Genomic DNA, 15993 nt, shown 5'->3' on the forward strand with positions numbered 1-15993 from the left:
GCTGAGCCATGGCACGCCGCAAGGACACCAAGGTCGACCACTCCGCGTTCGACCGGGCCGGCGCGCGGATCGTCGACAACCCGCTGGTCACCGAGGTCTCCGACTCCTACCTGGAGTACGCCTTCTCGGTCATCCACTCGCGCGCCCTGCCGGACGCGCGGGACGGCCTCAAGCCGGTGCACCGACGCATCCTCTGGTCGATGTACGAGCAGGGCTACCGGCCGGACCGGGCGCACGTGAAGTCGGCCCGCATCGTCGGTGACACGATGGGTAAATACCATCCGCACGGCGACAGTGCCATCTACGACGCGATGGTGCGGTTGGCGCAGGACTTCTCGCTGAACACGCCACTCATCGACGGGCATGGAAACTTTGGGAGCCCAGACGATGGACCGGCAGCGGCGCGTTATACCGAGGCTCGGATGTCGCGGGAGGCGATGCTGCTCGTCGGCGAGCTGGGTGAGGACACCGTCGACGTCGAGCCCAACTACGACGGCTCGCTGACCCAGCCCACCGTGTTGCCGGCCGCCTTCCCGAACCTGCTGGTCAACGGCGCCTCCGGGATCGCGGTCGGGATGGCGACGAACATGATCCCGCACAACCTCGGCGAGGTCGTCTCGGCGGCCCGCTGGCTGATCCGGCACCCGAACGCCACCCTCGACAAGCTGATGGAGTTCGTGCCCGGTCCCGACCTGCCCACCGGTGGTCTGCTGCTCGGCCTCGACGAGGTGCGCCGGGCGTACGAGACCGGGCGGGGCGTGGTGCGGATGCGCGGCAAGGTGGAGATCGGCCCGCTGGAGGGCAGCCGGGGACGGCAGGCGATCACCGTGGTCGAGCTGCCGTACGGCGTCGGTGCCGAGAAGGTCATCGCGGCGATCACCAACGAGGTGAACAAGACCAAGCGGCTGACCGGCATCGCCGACGTCAAGGACCTGACCGACCGGGAGAGCGGCACCCGCCTGGTGGTGGAGTGCAAGGTCGGGGTCAACCCGCAGGCGCTGCTCGCCGACCTCTACCGCCTCACCCCGCTGGAGCAGTCCTTCGGCGTGAACAACCTGGTGCTGGTCGACGGCCAGCCGCGCACCCTGGGGCTCAAGGAACTGCTGGAGGTGTTCCTGGCGCACCGCTACGAGGTGGTGACCCGGCGCAGCGCCTACCGCAAGCGCAAGCGGGAGGAGCGGCTGCACCTGGTCGACGGCCTGCTGATCGCGCTGCTCGACATCGACAAGGTGGTCAAGCTGATCCGGGCCAGTGAGGACGCCCCGGCGGCCAAGAGCGGCCTGATGCGGCAGTTCAAGCTCTCCGAGATCCAGGCGACCTACATCCTGGACACTCCGCTGCGCCGGTTGACCAAGTACGACCGGCTGGAACTGGAGGCCGAGCAGGAGAAGCTGCGCAGCGAGATCGCCGAGCTGTCCACCATCCTGGACGACGAGAACGTGCTCAAGAAGGTCGTCTCCGACGAGCTGGCGGCGGTGGTGAAGCAGTTCGCCGCGCCGCGTCGGACGACCCTGGTCGACGGTGACCTCAAGGAGGTGCTGGCGGCGTCCGTGCCGGCCGGGCCGCTGGAGGTGGCCGACGACCCGTGTCAGGTGATCCTCTCCGCCACCGGCTTGGTGGCGCGGACCGCCGCGGAGTCGGAGGAGGCCGCCGAGGGGCGGCGTCGGCACGGCCGGGTCAAGCACGACGCGGTACGCGCGGTGGTGCACTCCACCGCCCGGGGCCGGGTGCTGCTGGTGACCAGCGCGGGACGGGCGTTCAAGGTCGACGTGCTGCCGTTGCCGGTGTTGCCGGAGCAGGCGGGCACCGTGTCGTTGCGCGGCGGGATGTCCGCGGCCGAGCTGGTGCCGCTGGAGCCGGGGGAGACGGTGGTGGGGCTGGCGCCGCTCGGTGCGACCGCCGAGGGCTCGCCCGGTCTGGCGTTGGGCACCCGGCAGGGTGTGGTCAAGGTCTGTGCCCCCGACTGGCCGGTGCGTTCCGACGAGTTCGAGGTGATCGGGCTGCGTGCGGGTGACGAGGTGGTCGGGGCGACCTGGCTGACCGACGGTGCCGAGACGTTGGCGTTCCTGACCAGCGCGGCGTCGTTGTTGCGCTTCCCGGCGGGCACGGTGCGTCCGCAGGGGCTCAAGGGTGGCGGCATGGCGGGGATCGCGCTGCCGGGTGACGCGCAGGTGGTGTACTTCGGTGCGGTGCGCACCGACGATCCGGAGCACGGCGAGCCGATGGTGGTCACCTCCACCGGGGGGACGGTGAAGGTGACGCCGTTCGCGGCGTACCCGGTGAAGGGGCGGGCGACCGGCGGGGTGCGGGCGCAGCGGTTCCTCAAGGGGGAGACCGACGTGGTCGTCGCCTGGATCGGTCCGCGTCCGGTGGGCTCCACCGCGAACGGTGAGCCGGTCGAGTTGCCGGCCGCCGATCCGCGCCGGGACGGCTCCGGTTTCGCCGTGATGCTCGGCCCGACGGTGGTCGGTCACCAGATCGACCGCGACTGACGTGGCTCCGGCCCGGCCGGGTGTCGCTCAGGCGACGCCGGCCGGGCGGAACTGGACGCTGACCCGGGGGCCGACCGGGCGGGCGGTCTTCGGCACGGCGTGTTCCCAGGTGCGTTGGCAGGAGCCGCCCATCACCACCAGGTCACCGTGCCCGAGTGGGAAGCGCAGGGCCGTGCCGCCGCCGCGTGGGCGCAGCAGGAGTTGGCGGGGCGAGCCGAACGAGACGATGGCGACCAGGGTGTCGGTGTGCGCGGAGCGGCCCAGGGTGTCGCCGTGCCAGGCCACGCTGTCGCGGCCGTCGCGGTAGAGGCACATGCCGGCGGTGACGAAGGGCTCGCCCAGTTCGTCGGCGTAGTGCCGGGTCAGCGTCTCCCGGGCGGTGGTCAGCACCGGGTGCGGCAGTGCCCGGCCGGCGGCGTACCAGCAGAGCAGGCGGGGCACGTCGACCTCGGTGTCGTACATGGTGCGGCGTTCGGCCCGCCACGGCACGTCCCGCAGGAGCACGTCGAGGACCTGGTCGGAGCCGTGCACCCAGCCGGGCTGGTGGTCGACCCAGGCGCCGTGGCTCAGCGGGTGCCGGCGCATCTGGCCGGCCAGTGGCCCGAGTGTCGGGGGCGCGTCGGTGACGTCGAGCATCGACGGTTGGTACGCGGCCTGCGACATGAGGCCACCCTAGCAGGGCATTAGTACGCCTGTGCGATCCATTGGTGGTCGAGGGCGTCGAGTATCGCGTCGACCACCCGGCCCCGCCCGCGTCCGTCCACCGCCGCGTGCGCCCGGGTGGAGAGGGCGGCCCGGCGTACGCCGCTTTCGAGCAGCTCGTCCAGGAGCCGGACGGCGGCGGTCCGGGCGGTGTCGTCGGCGATGAGGTCCGGCAGCTCGCCGAGTCCGGCGGCCAGCCCGGCGGCGGCCACCCGGCGGTACGACTCGCGTTGGTTGTCCACCACGCAGACCAGCGCCGACGGCGCACCCAGGCAGCAGAGTTCCCAGGTTGAGGTGCCGGCCGCGCTGACCACCAGGTCGGCGGCGGCGATCATCTCCGGCAGGGCGCCGGTGGGCGGCACCGGCCGCAGCGACTGGCCCGGTCCGGTGGTCAGCGCGGTGAGTCGCCCGGCGGCCCCGGGCCGACCCACGACGACGGTGAGCGTCATCGGCCGCCCGGTGGCCAGCAGCAGTTCGGCCAGCACCGGTGCCGCTCCGGCCGCGTCGGTGCCGCCGAAGAAGGCCAGCACCGAAGGCCGGTCCACCTGCGCCACCGGGCGCGGCGTCGCCGGCCGGGCGGCCAGCACCGAGTCGCGCAGCAGGGCGTACGCGCTGCCGGCCAGCAACCGGCCGGAGGTCACCATGTCGGCGCCGAAGTTCTGGTCCAGGAACAGGTCGGCGTCCTGTCCCCGGGTGTCGCCGTCGACGACGGCCAGGGTCAGCACCCCGGCCTCCCGCAGCGCGCCGGCACCGGCCGGATCGAGGTCGTACGAGTCGAGCACCAGCACGTCCAGGTCGTGCTGGCGGGCCGCGCGGACCAGCCCGTCCGGGGTGTCCGGGCCGGGGCGCAGCGGAATGCCCCGGGCGGTGAGGTGACCGACCGCCCAGTCGACGCCGGTCACCGTGCCGAGCACCTCGACGGTGGCGCCCCGGGAGAGCAACTCCTCGCCGAGGGCGAGACAACGCACCAGGTGCCCGACGCCGCGTTGCGGGTCCGCGTCGCAGCGCAGACCGACCCGTACCGTGCTCAGCATTCCTCCAACCGCTTCTGCCGCACGTCGGCGTTGAGCGCCCGCACCTCCGGTCGCCCGTCGAGCCAGTCGGCGAGCGTGGCCAGCGGCACGGCGACATCGCCGAAGTGTGCGGCCACGGCGTCGACCAGCTGCCAGTCCGGCTCGGTGTCGAGGGTGAGCCGCAGCCGGGACCGGTCCGGCGTGAGAGTGACCCCGAGCACCCGGAAGCGCTCCGGGTGAGCGTACGCGTACGAGGTGACGTGCACCCGGTCGTGGCCGGTGGCGAGCTTGTCCACGGTCCGCAGCGCCTCGGCGCGGATGATCTCCACGTCCAGGCCGCGCGGCAGTGTACGGGTGATCGACGTGCTGGCGTAGTCCAGCCCGGGCACCGCCCGGTACACCGAGGCGACCAGCGCGACGATCTCCGGGTCCAGCAGCGGGCAGTCGGCGGTGAACCGCATCACGGCGTCGCCCGGGTGGGCGTCGAGCGCGCCGACGAATCGGGTCAGCACGTCGTCGACCGGTCCCCGGTGCCAGGCCACCCCGAGCCGCCGGCACTCGGCGACCACCGCGTCGTCGCCGGGGTCGGTGCTGGTGGCCACCACCAGGTCGGTGAGGACGCCGCTGTCCTGCGCGGCGCGGACCACCCGGCCCAGCACGCTGCGTCCGGCCAGTGGGCGCAGCACCTTGCCGGGCAGCCGCGAGGAGCCCATCCGGGCCTGCACCACACCCACGATCCGTTCGGTCACGACCGCTCCGTCCGCTTCGGGTCCGGCTGTCTGGGCGTGAGCGCGGCGCGGGCCCGGCGCTTGGCGGCCCGTGCGCCCCGGCGGGCCAGCCGGGCCGGGGTGACGGCGAGCCGACCGACCTTGTAGCTGAGCGAGCCGCTGAGCAGGTTGATCGTCGCCTCGGCCCGGCGCAGCGCGCGTTCCCGCGAGGTGAGCAGTTCCTCGGTCCAGGTCAGCAGCGCCGCCATCCGGGTGTTCTCCTCGCGTTGGCGTCGCCACGCCTCGTGGAGCTGCTGATAGCTGCGCGGGCCGGACGGCGGGTCGGTCGGGGTGACCGCGCGCAGGTGGGCGTCGAGGTCGGCGCGTCCGGCGGCGTCCAGCCCCCGTTGCGCGGCGCCGACGGCGGCCTCGGTCTCCACCGCCGCGTCCACCACCGCGCGGTCGAAGTCCCGCCCGGCCACCCCACCGAGCACCACGGTCAGCCCCGCCACGTCCAACGTGGACGTCCACGGGTGGGCGTACCCGCCGGTGACCAGGTCGGTGGCGAAGCGCCACAGCGTCCGGGCGAGCACCACGTCGACCGGCAACGGGTCGCCGGCCCGCCAGCTCGGATCGAGCACCGCGAAGCGGTCACCGGCGACGACCAGGTTCTCCGCCCCGGCCAGCGCCGCCGCCCCGCCGAGCCGACCCTGCTCGGCCTGCCCGGAGAGCCAGTCGGCGTACCCGCGCAGCAGGCGGCGCAGCAGGGCGGTGTCGCGGCGCAGACAACCGTCGAGCAGCAGGGTCCGCAGCAGCCGACCCGCCGGGACCGGCCAGTCCGGTGCCGCCGGGTCGCGGTGGGCGGCCTGTCGGCTCGCGTACGGTGCGGTGGCGGGCGTGGTCGGTCCGGTCGGCGCCGTGCCGCGCCACCGCCAGCCCTGCGGACCGTCGACCACCTCCAGGACCGGACCGTCGGTGCCGCCGGAGCGGACCAGCGCCACCGGCAGCCCGTCGACAACCGGGCCGGGTGTGTCGGTGCCCCGCTGGGCGAGCACCAGCCAGCACGGGGCCAGCTCGGCCGCCTTGCCGGCGTGCAGCGCGTCCACGGCCAGCCGGGCCGGATCGGCCAGCACGAACCGGCCGTCGAATCCCTCGGCGCAGCTGTGTTGCACCAGCGCGTCGAACAGTCCCGAGTCGGTGTGCCGGGTGAGCCGGTCGGTCGCCAGCAGCGCGGTGGTCAGGTCCGGCCGGGGATATCCGGCATAGCAGCCGCCCGCCCGCAGCCCGGCGTCGGTCAGCCGGACGTGGAGCTGGTCCAGACTGGCCGGTCGGTCCGCGTCGAGCGCCCCGCCGACGCTCCACGCCGCGTCGGCGCGGTCGGCGTACCAGGGGGAGTCGGCCACTAACCGGTGGACGCCGAGCGGGTTGTCCAGCCGCAGCAGCAGCGTCCCGCCGGGGCGTACGGCCGCCGCCAGCCGTCGCAGCCGGGCGTCCCACCCGAGCCGGGGGCCCTCGACCGACTCGATCGCGTCCAGCCCGGCGGCGGCGAGCACCAGGTCGTACTCCTCGTCGGCGGGCAGCCCCGCCACACCGGCCACCACCACCCGGTCGACCTGACCGGCGAGCGCCGCCGCGTCGGGGTAGCCGCGCAGCAGCGCGGTGATCCGGGTGTGCGTCAACGCCTTCCGTACCGCCGGGTCGTGCGGCCCGGCCAGCAGCACCCGGGCGCCGTCGGGCACGAGCCGGGCCACCAGCGTGGCGAGCGGGCCGGCGTCGGCCGCCCCGTCGGACCAGGCCGGCATCTCGCCGCCGGGCAGCGTCACGGCCGTCTCGGTCGTCACGTCGTCTCCTCGTCCGGGTTCGCCCAGCCCAGCAGTTCGCGGAGGGCGGCGGGCGGGTAGCGGTGGTCGGTGCCCAGCTCGGCGCGGGTGATCTCTACAGCGGTGGCCAGGTGCACCCGTTCGCCGTGCAACTCCGGCCACTGGCGGCGGATCCGGGCGGTGCCGCCGAAGGTGGGGTCCTCGTCGGCCAGCGTCATCGGGTCGCCGTACACGGCCGGTTCGCATCCGGCCGCGATGCCGTAGAAGATGGCGCTGGTCAGCCGGTTCGACGCCACGCGCCGGTGGCGGCGCAGCTCGTCGAGCTGCCGGTCCAGGAACAGCGGGTCGGTGTCTTTCCACCAGTGCCCCCGGTAGCCGTGGCAGACGACCCGGAACCCGGCGTTCTCGTAGAGCCGGCGGACCCGACGCATCCGGTGCTCGTGCCAGTAGAGGCAGACCGTGACCGGGCCGGGCTCGGTGTCCCGGATCCGGGCGATCAGCTCCCGGTGGTCACCGGTGACGTGCTGCCCCTCCCACCCGTGGAACGGGTACCAGATGGTGCCCTCCCGTTCGGGCGCGGGCTCGGCGGCCCGCATCGCCAGCAGGTACGCGAAGGGCGCCCCGATCACGGTGACGTTGCGCCGTCCCACCGACCAGGCCCGTCGCCGGGTCTGCTCCGACCAGAGCAGGCTGGGAGCGCGGTCCGCGTACGGGTGGCCGGGCGCCAGCCCGTCGCCGATGTTCCAGCCGTGCTGGACGTACCCGTCGATCCGGGGCGGATGCCCGTCGCCCAGCCCGGCGTAGCGGGCCAGCACGTGCGCGTGCCCGTAGAAGTGGTTCGCGTGGTGCATCGGGTCCTCTCAGGCGGCCGACCGGACCCGCGTGCCGCGCAGTGCCGTGGCGAGCGCCTCCACGACCCGGTCCTGGTCGACGTCGCGCAGGCCGGGATAGAGCGGCAGCGACAGTTGCTGGGCGTAGAACGCCTCCGCCACCGGGTGGGCGCCGCGCCGGTGGCCGAGGTCGGCGAAGAGCGGGTGCCAGTGCACCGGGATGTAGTTGACCTGCACGCCGATGCCGGCGGCGCGCATCCGCTCGTACACCTGTCGACGGCGGCCGTCGCGCACCCGGATCGGGTACAGGTGCCAGGCCGGTGCGGCCCAGTCCCGCCGACCCGGGGTCAGCACGCCGGGCAGGTCGGCCAGGGCCTCGTCGTAGCGGGCGACCAACTCGGCCCGGCGGGCCAGGAACGCGTCGAGGCGGCGCAGTTGGCTGCGGCCGAGCGCGCAGAGCACGTCGGGCAGCCGGTAGTTCAGCCCGTACGAGTGGACCTCCTGGTGCCAGCCGCCCTCGTCCGGCCACCGCTGCTCGTCGCGTTCCCGGACCAGCCCGATGTTGCGGAACCGACGGACCCGGGTGAGCAGCTCCGGATCGCCGGTGACGACCGCGCCGCCCTCGGCGGTGGTCATGTTCTTGGTGGGGAAGAACGAGAACGTGGTCAGGTCGGCGAGCGTGCCGACCGGCCGACCCCGGTAGGTGGCACCGATCGAGTGCGCCGCGTCGGCGAGCAGCGTGACGCCCGTACCGTCGATCGCGGCGCGCAGCGCGTCGTAGTCGGCCGGGTGTCCGGCGTAGTCCACGGCGGCGACGACCTTCGTCCGCTCGGTGACGGCGGCGGCCACCGCGGCCGGGTCCAGCGTGTACGTCTCCTCCTCGACGTCGGCGAAGACGATCCGCGCGCCCAGCGCCAGCGCGCTGCTCGCGGTCGCCACGAACGTCGTCGGCGGCACGATCACCTCGTCACCGGGACCGACACCGGCCGCCGCGAACGCCACGTGCAGCGCCGCCGTGCCGTTGGAGACCGTCGCCACCCCGGCGTCACCGGCCCACCGGGACAGCTCCGCCTCGAACGCGGCGACCTCGGGACCGGTGGTGAGCCAGTCGCTGCGCAGCGCGGCGACCACGGCGGCCACGTCCTCCTCGGTCACCGACTGCCGGCCGTACGGCAGCATGCTCATGCGGCGAGGGCGGTGAGGCCGAGCATGGCGCGCAACTGCGGGACGGTGAGCCACTCGTTGTTGGTGTCCGACTGGTACGCGAAGCCGTCCGACACCGGCTCGCAGTCGACCGGCGGCTGGTAGCCCCAGGTGGCGATGGTCGGCTGCACGATGAAGCGGTCCTTGGCGATCAGCGTCCGGCGGCTGTCGTCCGGCGCGATCATCTCCTCGTGCAGCTTCTCGCCCGGACGGATGCCGATCTCGTGCGTGGTGGCGTCCGGTGCGACGGCCTCGACCAGGTCGAGGATGCGCATGCTGGGGATCCGTGGCACGAACAGCTCGCCGCCCTGCATCTGGTCGAACGAGTCCAGGACGAACTGCACCGCCTGGTCCAGCGTGATCCAGAACCGGGTCATCCGCTTGTCGGTGATCGGCAGGCTGCGTCCCTCGGCGGCGAGGCGGCGGAACAGCGGCACCACCGAGCCCCGGCTGCCGACCACGTTGCCGTAGCGCACCACCGAGAAGCGGGTGGGGTGCTGGGCGGCGTAGTGGTTGGCGGAGACGAAGAGCTTGTCGCCGACCAGCTTGGTCGCGCCGTACAGGTTGATCGGGCTGGACGCCTTGTCGGTGGAGAGCGCGATGACCTTGCGTACGCCGGCCTCGATCGCCGCGTCGACGACGTGCTGCGACCCGGTGATGTTGGTGGCGATGAACTCCGACGGGTTGTACTCGGCGGTGTCGACCTGCTTGAGCGCGGCGGCGTGCACCACGTGGTCCACCCCGTGCATGGCCCGGGTCAGCCGGTGCCGGTCCCGGATGTCGCCGATGAACCAGCGCAGTCGCGGGTCGTCGCCGAGTTGCTGGCGCAGCTCGTACTGCTTCAGCTCGTCACGGGAGAAGACCACCACCCGGGCCGGGTCGACCTCGCGCAGGAGGTGCCGGAGGAAGGTCCGGCCGAAGGAACCCGTGCCCCCGGTGACGAGGATGGACGATCCGTTCAGCTCGCTCAATGTGGTGCTCCCGTGGTCGTCGGTGAGCCGGCGACGCCACAGCCGGCCGGGTGGGAACGCTAAGGGCGGTGGGTTAACGCGCCGACGCCCTGCGGTTAACCCGGGCCGCTGGGGCCGTGAATGACCGGCACCGTCGGGCACGATTCCGGCGGTGCCGGAAACAATTTCCGAACGTTTCGTGAACGCGACGTGGACGGCTCTCCCCATCAGTGTCGACGACGATTGTCGCGCTCCAGCGAAATGGGGACGACGGTGATTTCCCGGCCGTCGTGGACCTCGGTACGACCGACGCCCTCGACGAACCGGAAACGACGGTTCATCTGACGTACCACGGTGTTGTCGGCGAGCACCTCGCCGTCGAGGCGGTCCAGCGTCAGCACGTCGAAGGCGTACCCGACCGCCGCCCGCATCACGGCCAGCCAGACAGGCAGCGTCTCACCCCGCGCGGCCAGCCCCTCGGCGTCCAGATAGAACCCCCACGACCCGGTACGCGGACCGTCGAACCGCAGGTCGAAGAAGGTGACCGCGCCGCAGGGCACCCCGTCGTGCAGGTAGGTCAGCACCCGACGGGTGGGGTCGGTGCGGACCGCGTCCCACCACCGTCGGTGCTCCTCCGGGCCGATCAGGTGACTGGTCTTGCTGACCTGTCGATTGACGTCCTGATTACGCCAGGACAACATCAGGTTAACGTCGTCCCCGGTGGCGTCTCGCAGCACGTACCGCTCACTTTCTGTTCGTATTTCCAGGGTCTTCGGGCACCCTAATCACGATTCCTGTGGCTGTACACTCCGCAGCATGACGGAATTGAGTCGCGCGCAGATTCGCGACCTCATGGGGCAGGTGCTGGCCAACCAGGGCAAGGCGCTGCCGGACGACGACGCGGCGGATCTGCGGGAGATCGGTTTCCGGTCACTGGACTTCTCCGAGCTGGCCCTGCGGGTCGAGGACGTCACGGGTGAGGAGTTGAACTTCGACGCCCCCGGGTTGCGGCGTATCGCCACCGTCGGCGACGTCCTCGACTTCCTCGCCGACCTCCAGCGGCAGTGAGCGTGCGGACCACCGCGCGCCTCGGGGCGTACCCGGCCGGTGTGGACAACCGCGTCGTGGTCGGCGGCAGCGCGCTGACCTGGCGGGATCTGCCCGAGTCGGCCCTGCCGGACCCGGTGGCGGTGCTCGCGTACTCCGCCCGCGACGCGCTCGCCGCCGCCCGGCACCACGCCGTGCACGGCACCGAGTTGCTGCTCGCCGGCGCCGCCCGGGTCGACGCCGGGCTGCGGGACGAGCTGCGGGCCGCCGGCTTCACCCTGACCGCCGCCGACCCGACCGTGCTGGGCGACGGGGCCGTCGCCCTCGCTCCGACCCGGCCCCGACCGGCCGAGCCCGGTCGACTCTGGTTGTTGACCTCCGGCACCACCGGACGTCCGAAGCGCGTCGGGCACACGCTGGAGTCGCTGACCACCGTTCGGGGCGCGCAGCCGGGCCGCACCTGGCTCTGCCCGTACGCCCCCGGCACGTACGCCTGGTGGCAGGTGGTGACGCTGGCGTTGACCCAGCCGGGGCAGCACCTCGTGGTGGTGGAGCCGGAGCAGCTCGACGACTGGCCGGTGCTGGCCGCCGCACACGGTGTCGACGCCGCCTCCGGTACGCCCACCTTCTGGCGTCGGGCGCTGCATCGCGATCCGGAGGCGTTGGCGCGGGTGCCGCTGCGGCAGCTCACCCTCGGCGGTGAGCCGGTCGACCAGGCGGTCCTGGACCGGCTGCGGGAGGTCTTCCCGGCCGCCCGGATCTCCTGGATCTACGCCTCCTCCGAGGTCGGCGCGGCGATCGTGGTGCACGACGGGCGGGCCGGGTTCCCGGTCGAGTGGCTGGACCGCACCGTCCCCGGACGCCCCACGATCGGCCTGCGGGACTCCGAACTCGTGGTCACCTCGCCGTACCACGGGGTCGGTCTGGCCGGCCCGGTCCGCACCGGGGACCGGGCACGGATCGTCGACGGTCGGGTGCTGATCACCGGCCGGCTCGACACCGACGAGATCAACGTGGGCGGCAGCAAGGTCTCCGCCGGTCTGGTCCGTGACGTGCTCACCGCCCACCCTCGGGTGGCCTGGGCCCGGGTGAACGGCCGACGCGCTCCGCTGCTCGGTCACATGGTCGTCGCCGAGGTCGTACCCGCCCCTCCGGTGTCCGGCGCGACCGGCCCGGACCTGGACGAGGCGGCGTTGGTGCGCTGGTGCACCGATCGGCTGCCCGAGTACGCCGTGCCCCGTCGGATCCGGCTGCACGCCGAGATCCCCGTCAAGGAGACGTTGAAGAGCGATGTCTGACACGCCCGTTCCCGTCCCACCGTCCACCGTGGTGCTCGTCTCCGGCGGCTCCCGGGGGTTGGGGCTGGCCATCGTCACCGACCTGCTCGACGCGGGGCTGAAGGTGGCCGCCTTCGCGCGTACCGTCACCCCGGAGTTGGCGAAGCTCGCCGAGACCCATCCGGACCGGGTTCACGTCGACTCGGTCGACGTCACCGATCGGGCCGCCACGCAGGCGTTCGTGCGGGCGGTGGAGGACCGGCTCGGTCCGGTCGACGGTGTGGTGAACAACGCGGCGGTCGGGCAGGACTCGCTGCACGTACACACCGCCGACGCCGACATCGCCCGGATCGTCGAGACCAACCTGACCGCGCCGTTGCAGCTCACCCGGCTCACCGTGCGACGGATGCTGGCGCAGGGACGGCGCGGGCGGATCGTCAACGTCACCTCGATCTGCGCCCAGCGCGGCTTCCCCGGGCTGGTCGCGTACTCCGCCACCAAGGGCGGGATGGACGCCGCCACCCGCTCGCTGGCCCGGGAGCTGGGCGGCCGGGTCCTGGTCAACGCCGTCGCGCCGGGCTTCTTCGCCTCGGAGATGTCGGCGGTGCTCGGGCCGACCCAACTGGACCAGATCGTGCGCCGCACCCCGACCGGCCACCTGACCGAGCCGCACGAGGTGGTGCCGGTGGTGCGGATGCTGCTCCGCGACCAGACCAACATCAACGGCCAGGTCATCGTGGTCGACGGTGCGGCCTCGATCTGACCCGGGCACCGTGTCCTCCCGCGTCGCCGTCGGCACGCCAGGACCGTCGGTGGCCGCGCTCCTCGCCGCCGCGCCGCGACACCTGCGCGTCGCGTCGGCCACCGAGTCGGGCGACGCCGTCACGCGCAGCCACCTGGCCGACGGACGCTGCATCGGGTGGTACGCGCCGTCGATCCCGGGCTGGCGAGTCGCGATCGACGCCGAGTACGCCGGTGCCCCGGTGCCGCCGATGCTGGCACACCGCTTCGGCACCGCGAACTTCTGGGCCCGGTGGACCCGGACCGAGTGCGTGGCCAAGCTCGCCGACGTGCCGATGGTCGCCCTGTGGCGACAGCACGGCCTGAGTGCGCCGACCGGCACCGTCCGGCTGTGGCGCACCCTGATCCTCAGCCCTTCGGGCCGTGCGGGAGAGGTCGGCCCGGTGGACCCGGCCGGGCTCTCCGACCTGGTGGTCACCGTCGCCTTCGCCCCGGGCCTTGCCGCTCCCGCCCCGCGCCTCGGACCTCCCGGTCGGGGCCTTTCGAGCTGAACCGTCTGTGCCGTCGTGTCACCGACCGCCTCGCCCCACCTGATCGAGGTCAGGGCGGGCTGCCGAGTTGCGGGATGTTGTCGACTGCCGTTCCGGGGGTGGGTAGATCTGTTGTCGCCCCAGCGACAACAGATCTACCCACCGGGCTTCGGGCGCTGTCGGAAGTCCCTCAGCGGACACCCCGGGCCTTGGCCCGATAGCTGGCGGCCAGCACCACGCCACCGCCGACGAGCACCGCGCGGTCGACGAGCACCGTGCCACCGCCGACGAGCACCGCGCGGTCGACCCCGATGCCGGACGGTCGCGGCAAGAGCGCCGGGCGGTAGCCCTCGGCGAGGACGTCGGCGGGTCGGCGGCCAGGCCGCTGTGGGAGACGCCAGGCCCAACGGTCAGATCAGGTCCCAGCTCAGCGGGGTACCCCGGGCGACGTCGGTGGTGAAGCGACGGCCGAGGACCCGGTCGATCTCCGCCGGGTGCAGCCCGCCGGCGGGCCGGATCGAGCGTACGGTGGCGGCGGTGACCTCGTCCCCGGCCCGCACGTCCGCCACCACATAGAGCGAACGGCGGAAACGCAGGCCCTCCCGCTCGGCGGGGGTGGGGCCGACGGCGGTGCCGCCGAGCGCCGCGTACGCCCGCGCCGACTCGACCACCAGCGCGGCCAGCTCGGACGGGTCCAGCGAGAAGTCGGAGTCCACGCCGCCGTCGGCGCGGTCCAGCGTGACGTGCTTCTCGATGAAACACGCCCCGAGGGCCACCGACGCGACCGGCACGCCGATGCCGGGCGTGTGGTCGGAGAGGCCGACGGGTACCCCGAACGCCTCGGCGAGCACCGGGATGCGGCGCAGGTTGCTGTCGGCGGGCGGCGCCGGGTACGAGGCGGTGCAGGCCAGCAGCACGATCCCGCCGGCACCGCCGTCGCGCGCGGTGCGGACCGCGGCGTCGATCTCGGCCAGCGTGGCCATCCCGGTGGAGATGACCATCGGCTTGCCGGTGGCCGCGACGAGCCGGATCAGCGGCAGGTCGACCAGCTCTGACGAGGCGATCTTGTACGCGGGCGCGTCCAACTCCTCCAGCAGCTCCACGGCCGAGGCATCGAACGGGGAGGAGAAGACCGTCAGGCCGTGCTCGCGGGCCCGTGCGAAGATCGGCCGGTGCCACTCGTACGGGGTGTGTGCCCGCTCGTAGAGCCGGTAGAGGTTCTGTCCGCCCCACAGCTCGTGCCCGCCGGAGATGCGGAACGCCGGGGTGTCGACGTCGATGGTGATCGTGTCGGGTCGGTACGTCTGGAGCTTGAGCGCGTGTGCGCCGGCCGCCGCGACGGCGTCCACGATGGACAACGCCCGGCCCAGGTCACCGTCGTGGTTGCCGGACATCTCGGCCACCACGAAGGGGCGCTCCCCGGCGCCGACCAGGTGCGGGCCGATCTTCAAGGTGGTCATCGTGATCCGTTCTGGCGAGTCCGCACCAACGGGCGGGGCGACGTGGGGTCCGGCGTGCCGTCGGGCGGGGCCGGGGACGCGGCGGACGCCGCGGCGGTCGAGGTCGATGCGGCGGACGCGGACGGGGCGGCGGGCGTCGCAGCACGCAACCGGGTGGCCATTCGGTGGGCCCGGCGCAGCGCGGCGTACGCCAGGTAGCTGTCCCGGCTGACGAGGCGGTGCTTGAACCCGGCCACCCCGCCGGGCCGGGGATACCCGCGCTCCGGCAGGTACCGGTGGTAGTGCTCGGCGACCCGCCGGAAGAAGTCGCGCCGCAGGTGCGGGTGCAGTCGGTCGTCGTTGCCCACCACCACCAGGAAATGGTTCACCATCAGGTCGAACAGTTCGCTGTGCCAGCGCCCGTCCGGGTACCGCTCGTGCCGCCAGGCGAAGAGGCGGTCGTACTGGTCGAAGGCGTCGAAGTGTCGGCCGCTGCGGGTCGAGGTGATGGCGCCCTGCCGCCCCTGGCGGTACAGGTAGCAGACCCGGTCCAGCACCGAGATGCGCTCCGCACCGATCAGCAGCGGGTGGCTGAACGGGATGTCCTCGTACCAGCCGGGGTGGAAACGCAAGCCCAGCTCGGCCAGGAACGCCCGGCGCACCACCTTGTTCCAGGCGGTGTGCTGCACCCGCAGCAGCCGGGGCCGGTCGGCCAGCCGCAGCACGCCGGGAGTGTCCCGCAGCAACCGGCTGCTGGGGTCCTCCTCCTGGCGACCGCAGTCGTGCACCCGCAGATGGTCGATCATCATCACGTCGGGGCGGTCGGCCCGCAGCCGGTCCAGCACCACCGGGATCGTGCCCGGCGGCAGCCAGTCGTCGCTGTCGACGAACCACACGTACCGGCCGGTGGCCACGTCCAGCCCGGCGTTGCGCGCCGGGCCGAGGCCGACGTTGGTCTCCAGGTGCCGCACGCGTACGCCCGGGTGCTCGGCCGCGTACGCGCGCAGCAGCTCACCGCACCCGTCCGGCGAGGCGTCGTCCACCGCGACCAGCTCCACCTCGGCGGCCCGGTCGGCCGGGACGTCGCCGCGGATCGAGTCGAGGCACTGTTGCAGGTACGCCTCGACGCCGTAGACGGGTACCACGATGCTCAACAGCGGCGCGTGCGTCGGCGCAATGACCACGCGGCAACCATCGGCCGCCCGGATGGACGGCCCTGGAACCCGACGTGGCCGGCGGTGG

Annotated in this window: 16 protein-coding genes; 5 read left to right on the forward strand and 11 right to left on the reverse strand. The window is 73.1% G+C overall.

The genetic code is table 11. The features are described 5' to 3' along the window. The first annotated feature begins 8 nt into the window (after positions 1–8). Positions 9–2492 (forward strand): DNA gyrase/topoisomerase IV subunit A, encoded by a 2484-nt coding sequence (locus tag ACZ31C_RS21900; RefSeq protein WP_465796851.1) that lies wholly within the window; start codon positions 9–11, stop codon positions 2490–2492. Positions 2493–2519: 27 nt separating this feature from the next. Here the strand turns inward: ACZ31C_RS21900 and ACZ31C_RS21905 are convergent, their stop codons facing one another. From ACZ31C_RS21905 to ACZ31C_RS21940, 8 genes are all read right to left on the reverse strand, one after another. Beyond that, positions 2520–3155 (reverse strand): alpha-ketoglutarate-dependent dioxygenase AlkB, encoded by a 636-nt coding sequence (locus ACZ31C_RS21905; protein WP_465796852.1) that lies wholly within the window; start codon positions 3153–3155, stop codon positions 2520–2522. A gap of 20 nt (positions 3156–3175) precedes the next feature. After that, positions 3176–4225, reverse strand: coding sequence for a PseG/SpsG family protein (locus tag ACZ31C_RS21910; protein ID WP_465797012.1), 1050 nt, complete (start codon positions 4223–4225; stop codon positions 3176–3178). After that, positions 4222–4956 carry a cytidylyltransferase domain-containing protein gene (locus tag ACZ31C_RS21915; protein ID WP_465796853.1) on the reverse strand — a complete coding sequence of 245 codons (735 nt, stop codon included), beginning with the start codon at positions 4954–4956 and terminating at the stop codon, positions 4222–4224. The genes ACZ31C_RS21910 and ACZ31C_RS21915 overlap by 4 nt, the downstream gene beginning before the upstream one ends. After that, complete coding sequence (locus ACZ31C_RS21920; RefSeq protein ID WP_465796854.1) at positions 4953–6755, reverse strand: class I SAM-dependent methyltransferase; 1803 nt, start codon at positions 6753–6755, stop codon at positions 4953–4955. The genes ACZ31C_RS21915 and ACZ31C_RS21920 overlap by 4 nt, the downstream gene beginning before the upstream one ends. Continuing rightward, a complete protein-coding gene (locus ACZ31C_RS21925; protein WP_465796855.1) occupies positions 6752–7585 on the reverse strand; it encodes a hypothetical protein in 834 nt (277 codons plus the stop codon). Before ACZ31C_RS21925 ends, ACZ31C_RS21920 begins: the two co-directional genes overlap by 4 nt. Before the next feature lie 9 nt (positions 7586–7594). Next, a complete protein-coding gene (locus ACZ31C_RS21930; RefSeq protein ID WP_465797013.1) occupies positions 7595–8743 on the reverse strand; it encodes a DegT/DnrJ/EryC1/StrS family aminotransferase in 1149 nt (382 codons plus the stop codon). 2 nt (positions 8744–8745) lie between these two features. Beyond that, positions 8746–9738: a UDP-N-acetylglucosamine 4,6-dehydratase (inverting) gene (gene pseB, locus ACZ31C_RS21935; RefSeq protein ID WP_465796856.1), complete on the reverse strand. Its 993-nt coding sequence runs from the start codon at positions 9736–9738 to the stop codon at positions 8746–8748. A gap of 206 nt (positions 9739–9944) precedes the next feature. Further along, a complete protein-coding gene (locus tag ACZ31C_RS21940) occupies positions 9945–10454 on the reverse strand; it encodes a GNAT family N-acetyltransferase (protein ID WP_465796857.1) in 510 nt (169 codons plus the stop codon). A gap of 79 nt (positions 10455–10533) precedes the next feature. On the opposite strand from ACZ31C_RS21940, the gene ACZ31C_RS21945 reads away from it, so the two are divergent. Genes ACZ31C_RS21945 through ACZ31C_RS21960 form a run of 4 tightly spaced genes read left to right on the forward strand, consistent with a single transcriptional unit; the run spans position 10534 to position 13333 of the window. Further along, on the forward strand, positions 10534–10785 hold the full coding sequence (locus tag ACZ31C_RS21945) for an acyl carrier protein (RefSeq protein WP_396746286.1): 252 nt from the start codon (positions 10534–10536) through the stop codon (positions 10783–10785). 2 nt (positions 10786–10787) lie between these two features. Further along, positions 10788–12062, forward strand: a complete 1275-nt coding sequence (locus ACZ31C_RS21950; RefSeq protein WP_465796858.1) for an AMP-binding protein — start codon at positions 10788–10790, stop codon at positions 12060–12062. Next, positions 12055–12804, forward strand: a complete 750-nt coding sequence (locus ACZ31C_RS21955) for an SDR family NAD(P)-dependent oxidoreductase (protein WP_465796859.1) — start codon at positions 12055–12057, stop codon at positions 12802–12804. Before ACZ31C_RS21950 ends, ACZ31C_RS21955 begins: the two co-directional genes overlap by 8 nt. Positions 12805–12853: 49 nt before the next feature. Then, positions 12854–13333: a hypothetical protein gene (locus tag ACZ31C_RS21960; RefSeq protein WP_465796860.1), complete on the forward strand. Its 480-nt coding sequence runs from the start codon at positions 12854–12856 to the stop codon at positions 13331–13333. Positions 13334–13502: 169 nt separating this feature from the next. On the opposite strand, the gene ACZ31C_RS21965 is transcribed toward ACZ31C_RS21960, so the two are convergent. The 3 genes from ACZ31C_RS21965 to ACZ31C_RS21975 form a co-directional block, all read right to left on the reverse strand. Next, positions 13503–13643: a hypothetical protein gene (locus tag ACZ31C_RS21965; protein ID WP_465796861.1), complete on the reverse strand. Its 141-nt coding sequence runs from the start codon at positions 13641–13643 to the stop codon at positions 13503–13505. Between the two features lie 79 nt (positions 13644–13722). After that, positions 13723–14772, reverse strand: coding sequence for a pseudaminic acid synthase (gene pseI / locus ACZ31C_RS21970; RefSeq protein ID WP_465796862.1), 1050 nt, complete (start codon positions 14770–14772; stop codon positions 13723–13725). Further along, positions 14769–15935, reverse strand: a complete 1167-nt coding sequence (locus ACZ31C_RS21975; protein ID WP_465796863.1) for a glycosyltransferase — start codon at positions 15933–15935, stop codon at positions 14769–14771. Before ACZ31C_RS21975 ends, pseI begins: the two co-directional genes overlap by 4 nt. Positions 15936–15993 lie beyond the last annotated feature (58 nt).

The sequence above is a fragment of the Micromonospora sp. NPDC023869 genome, from assembly GCF_055559695.1.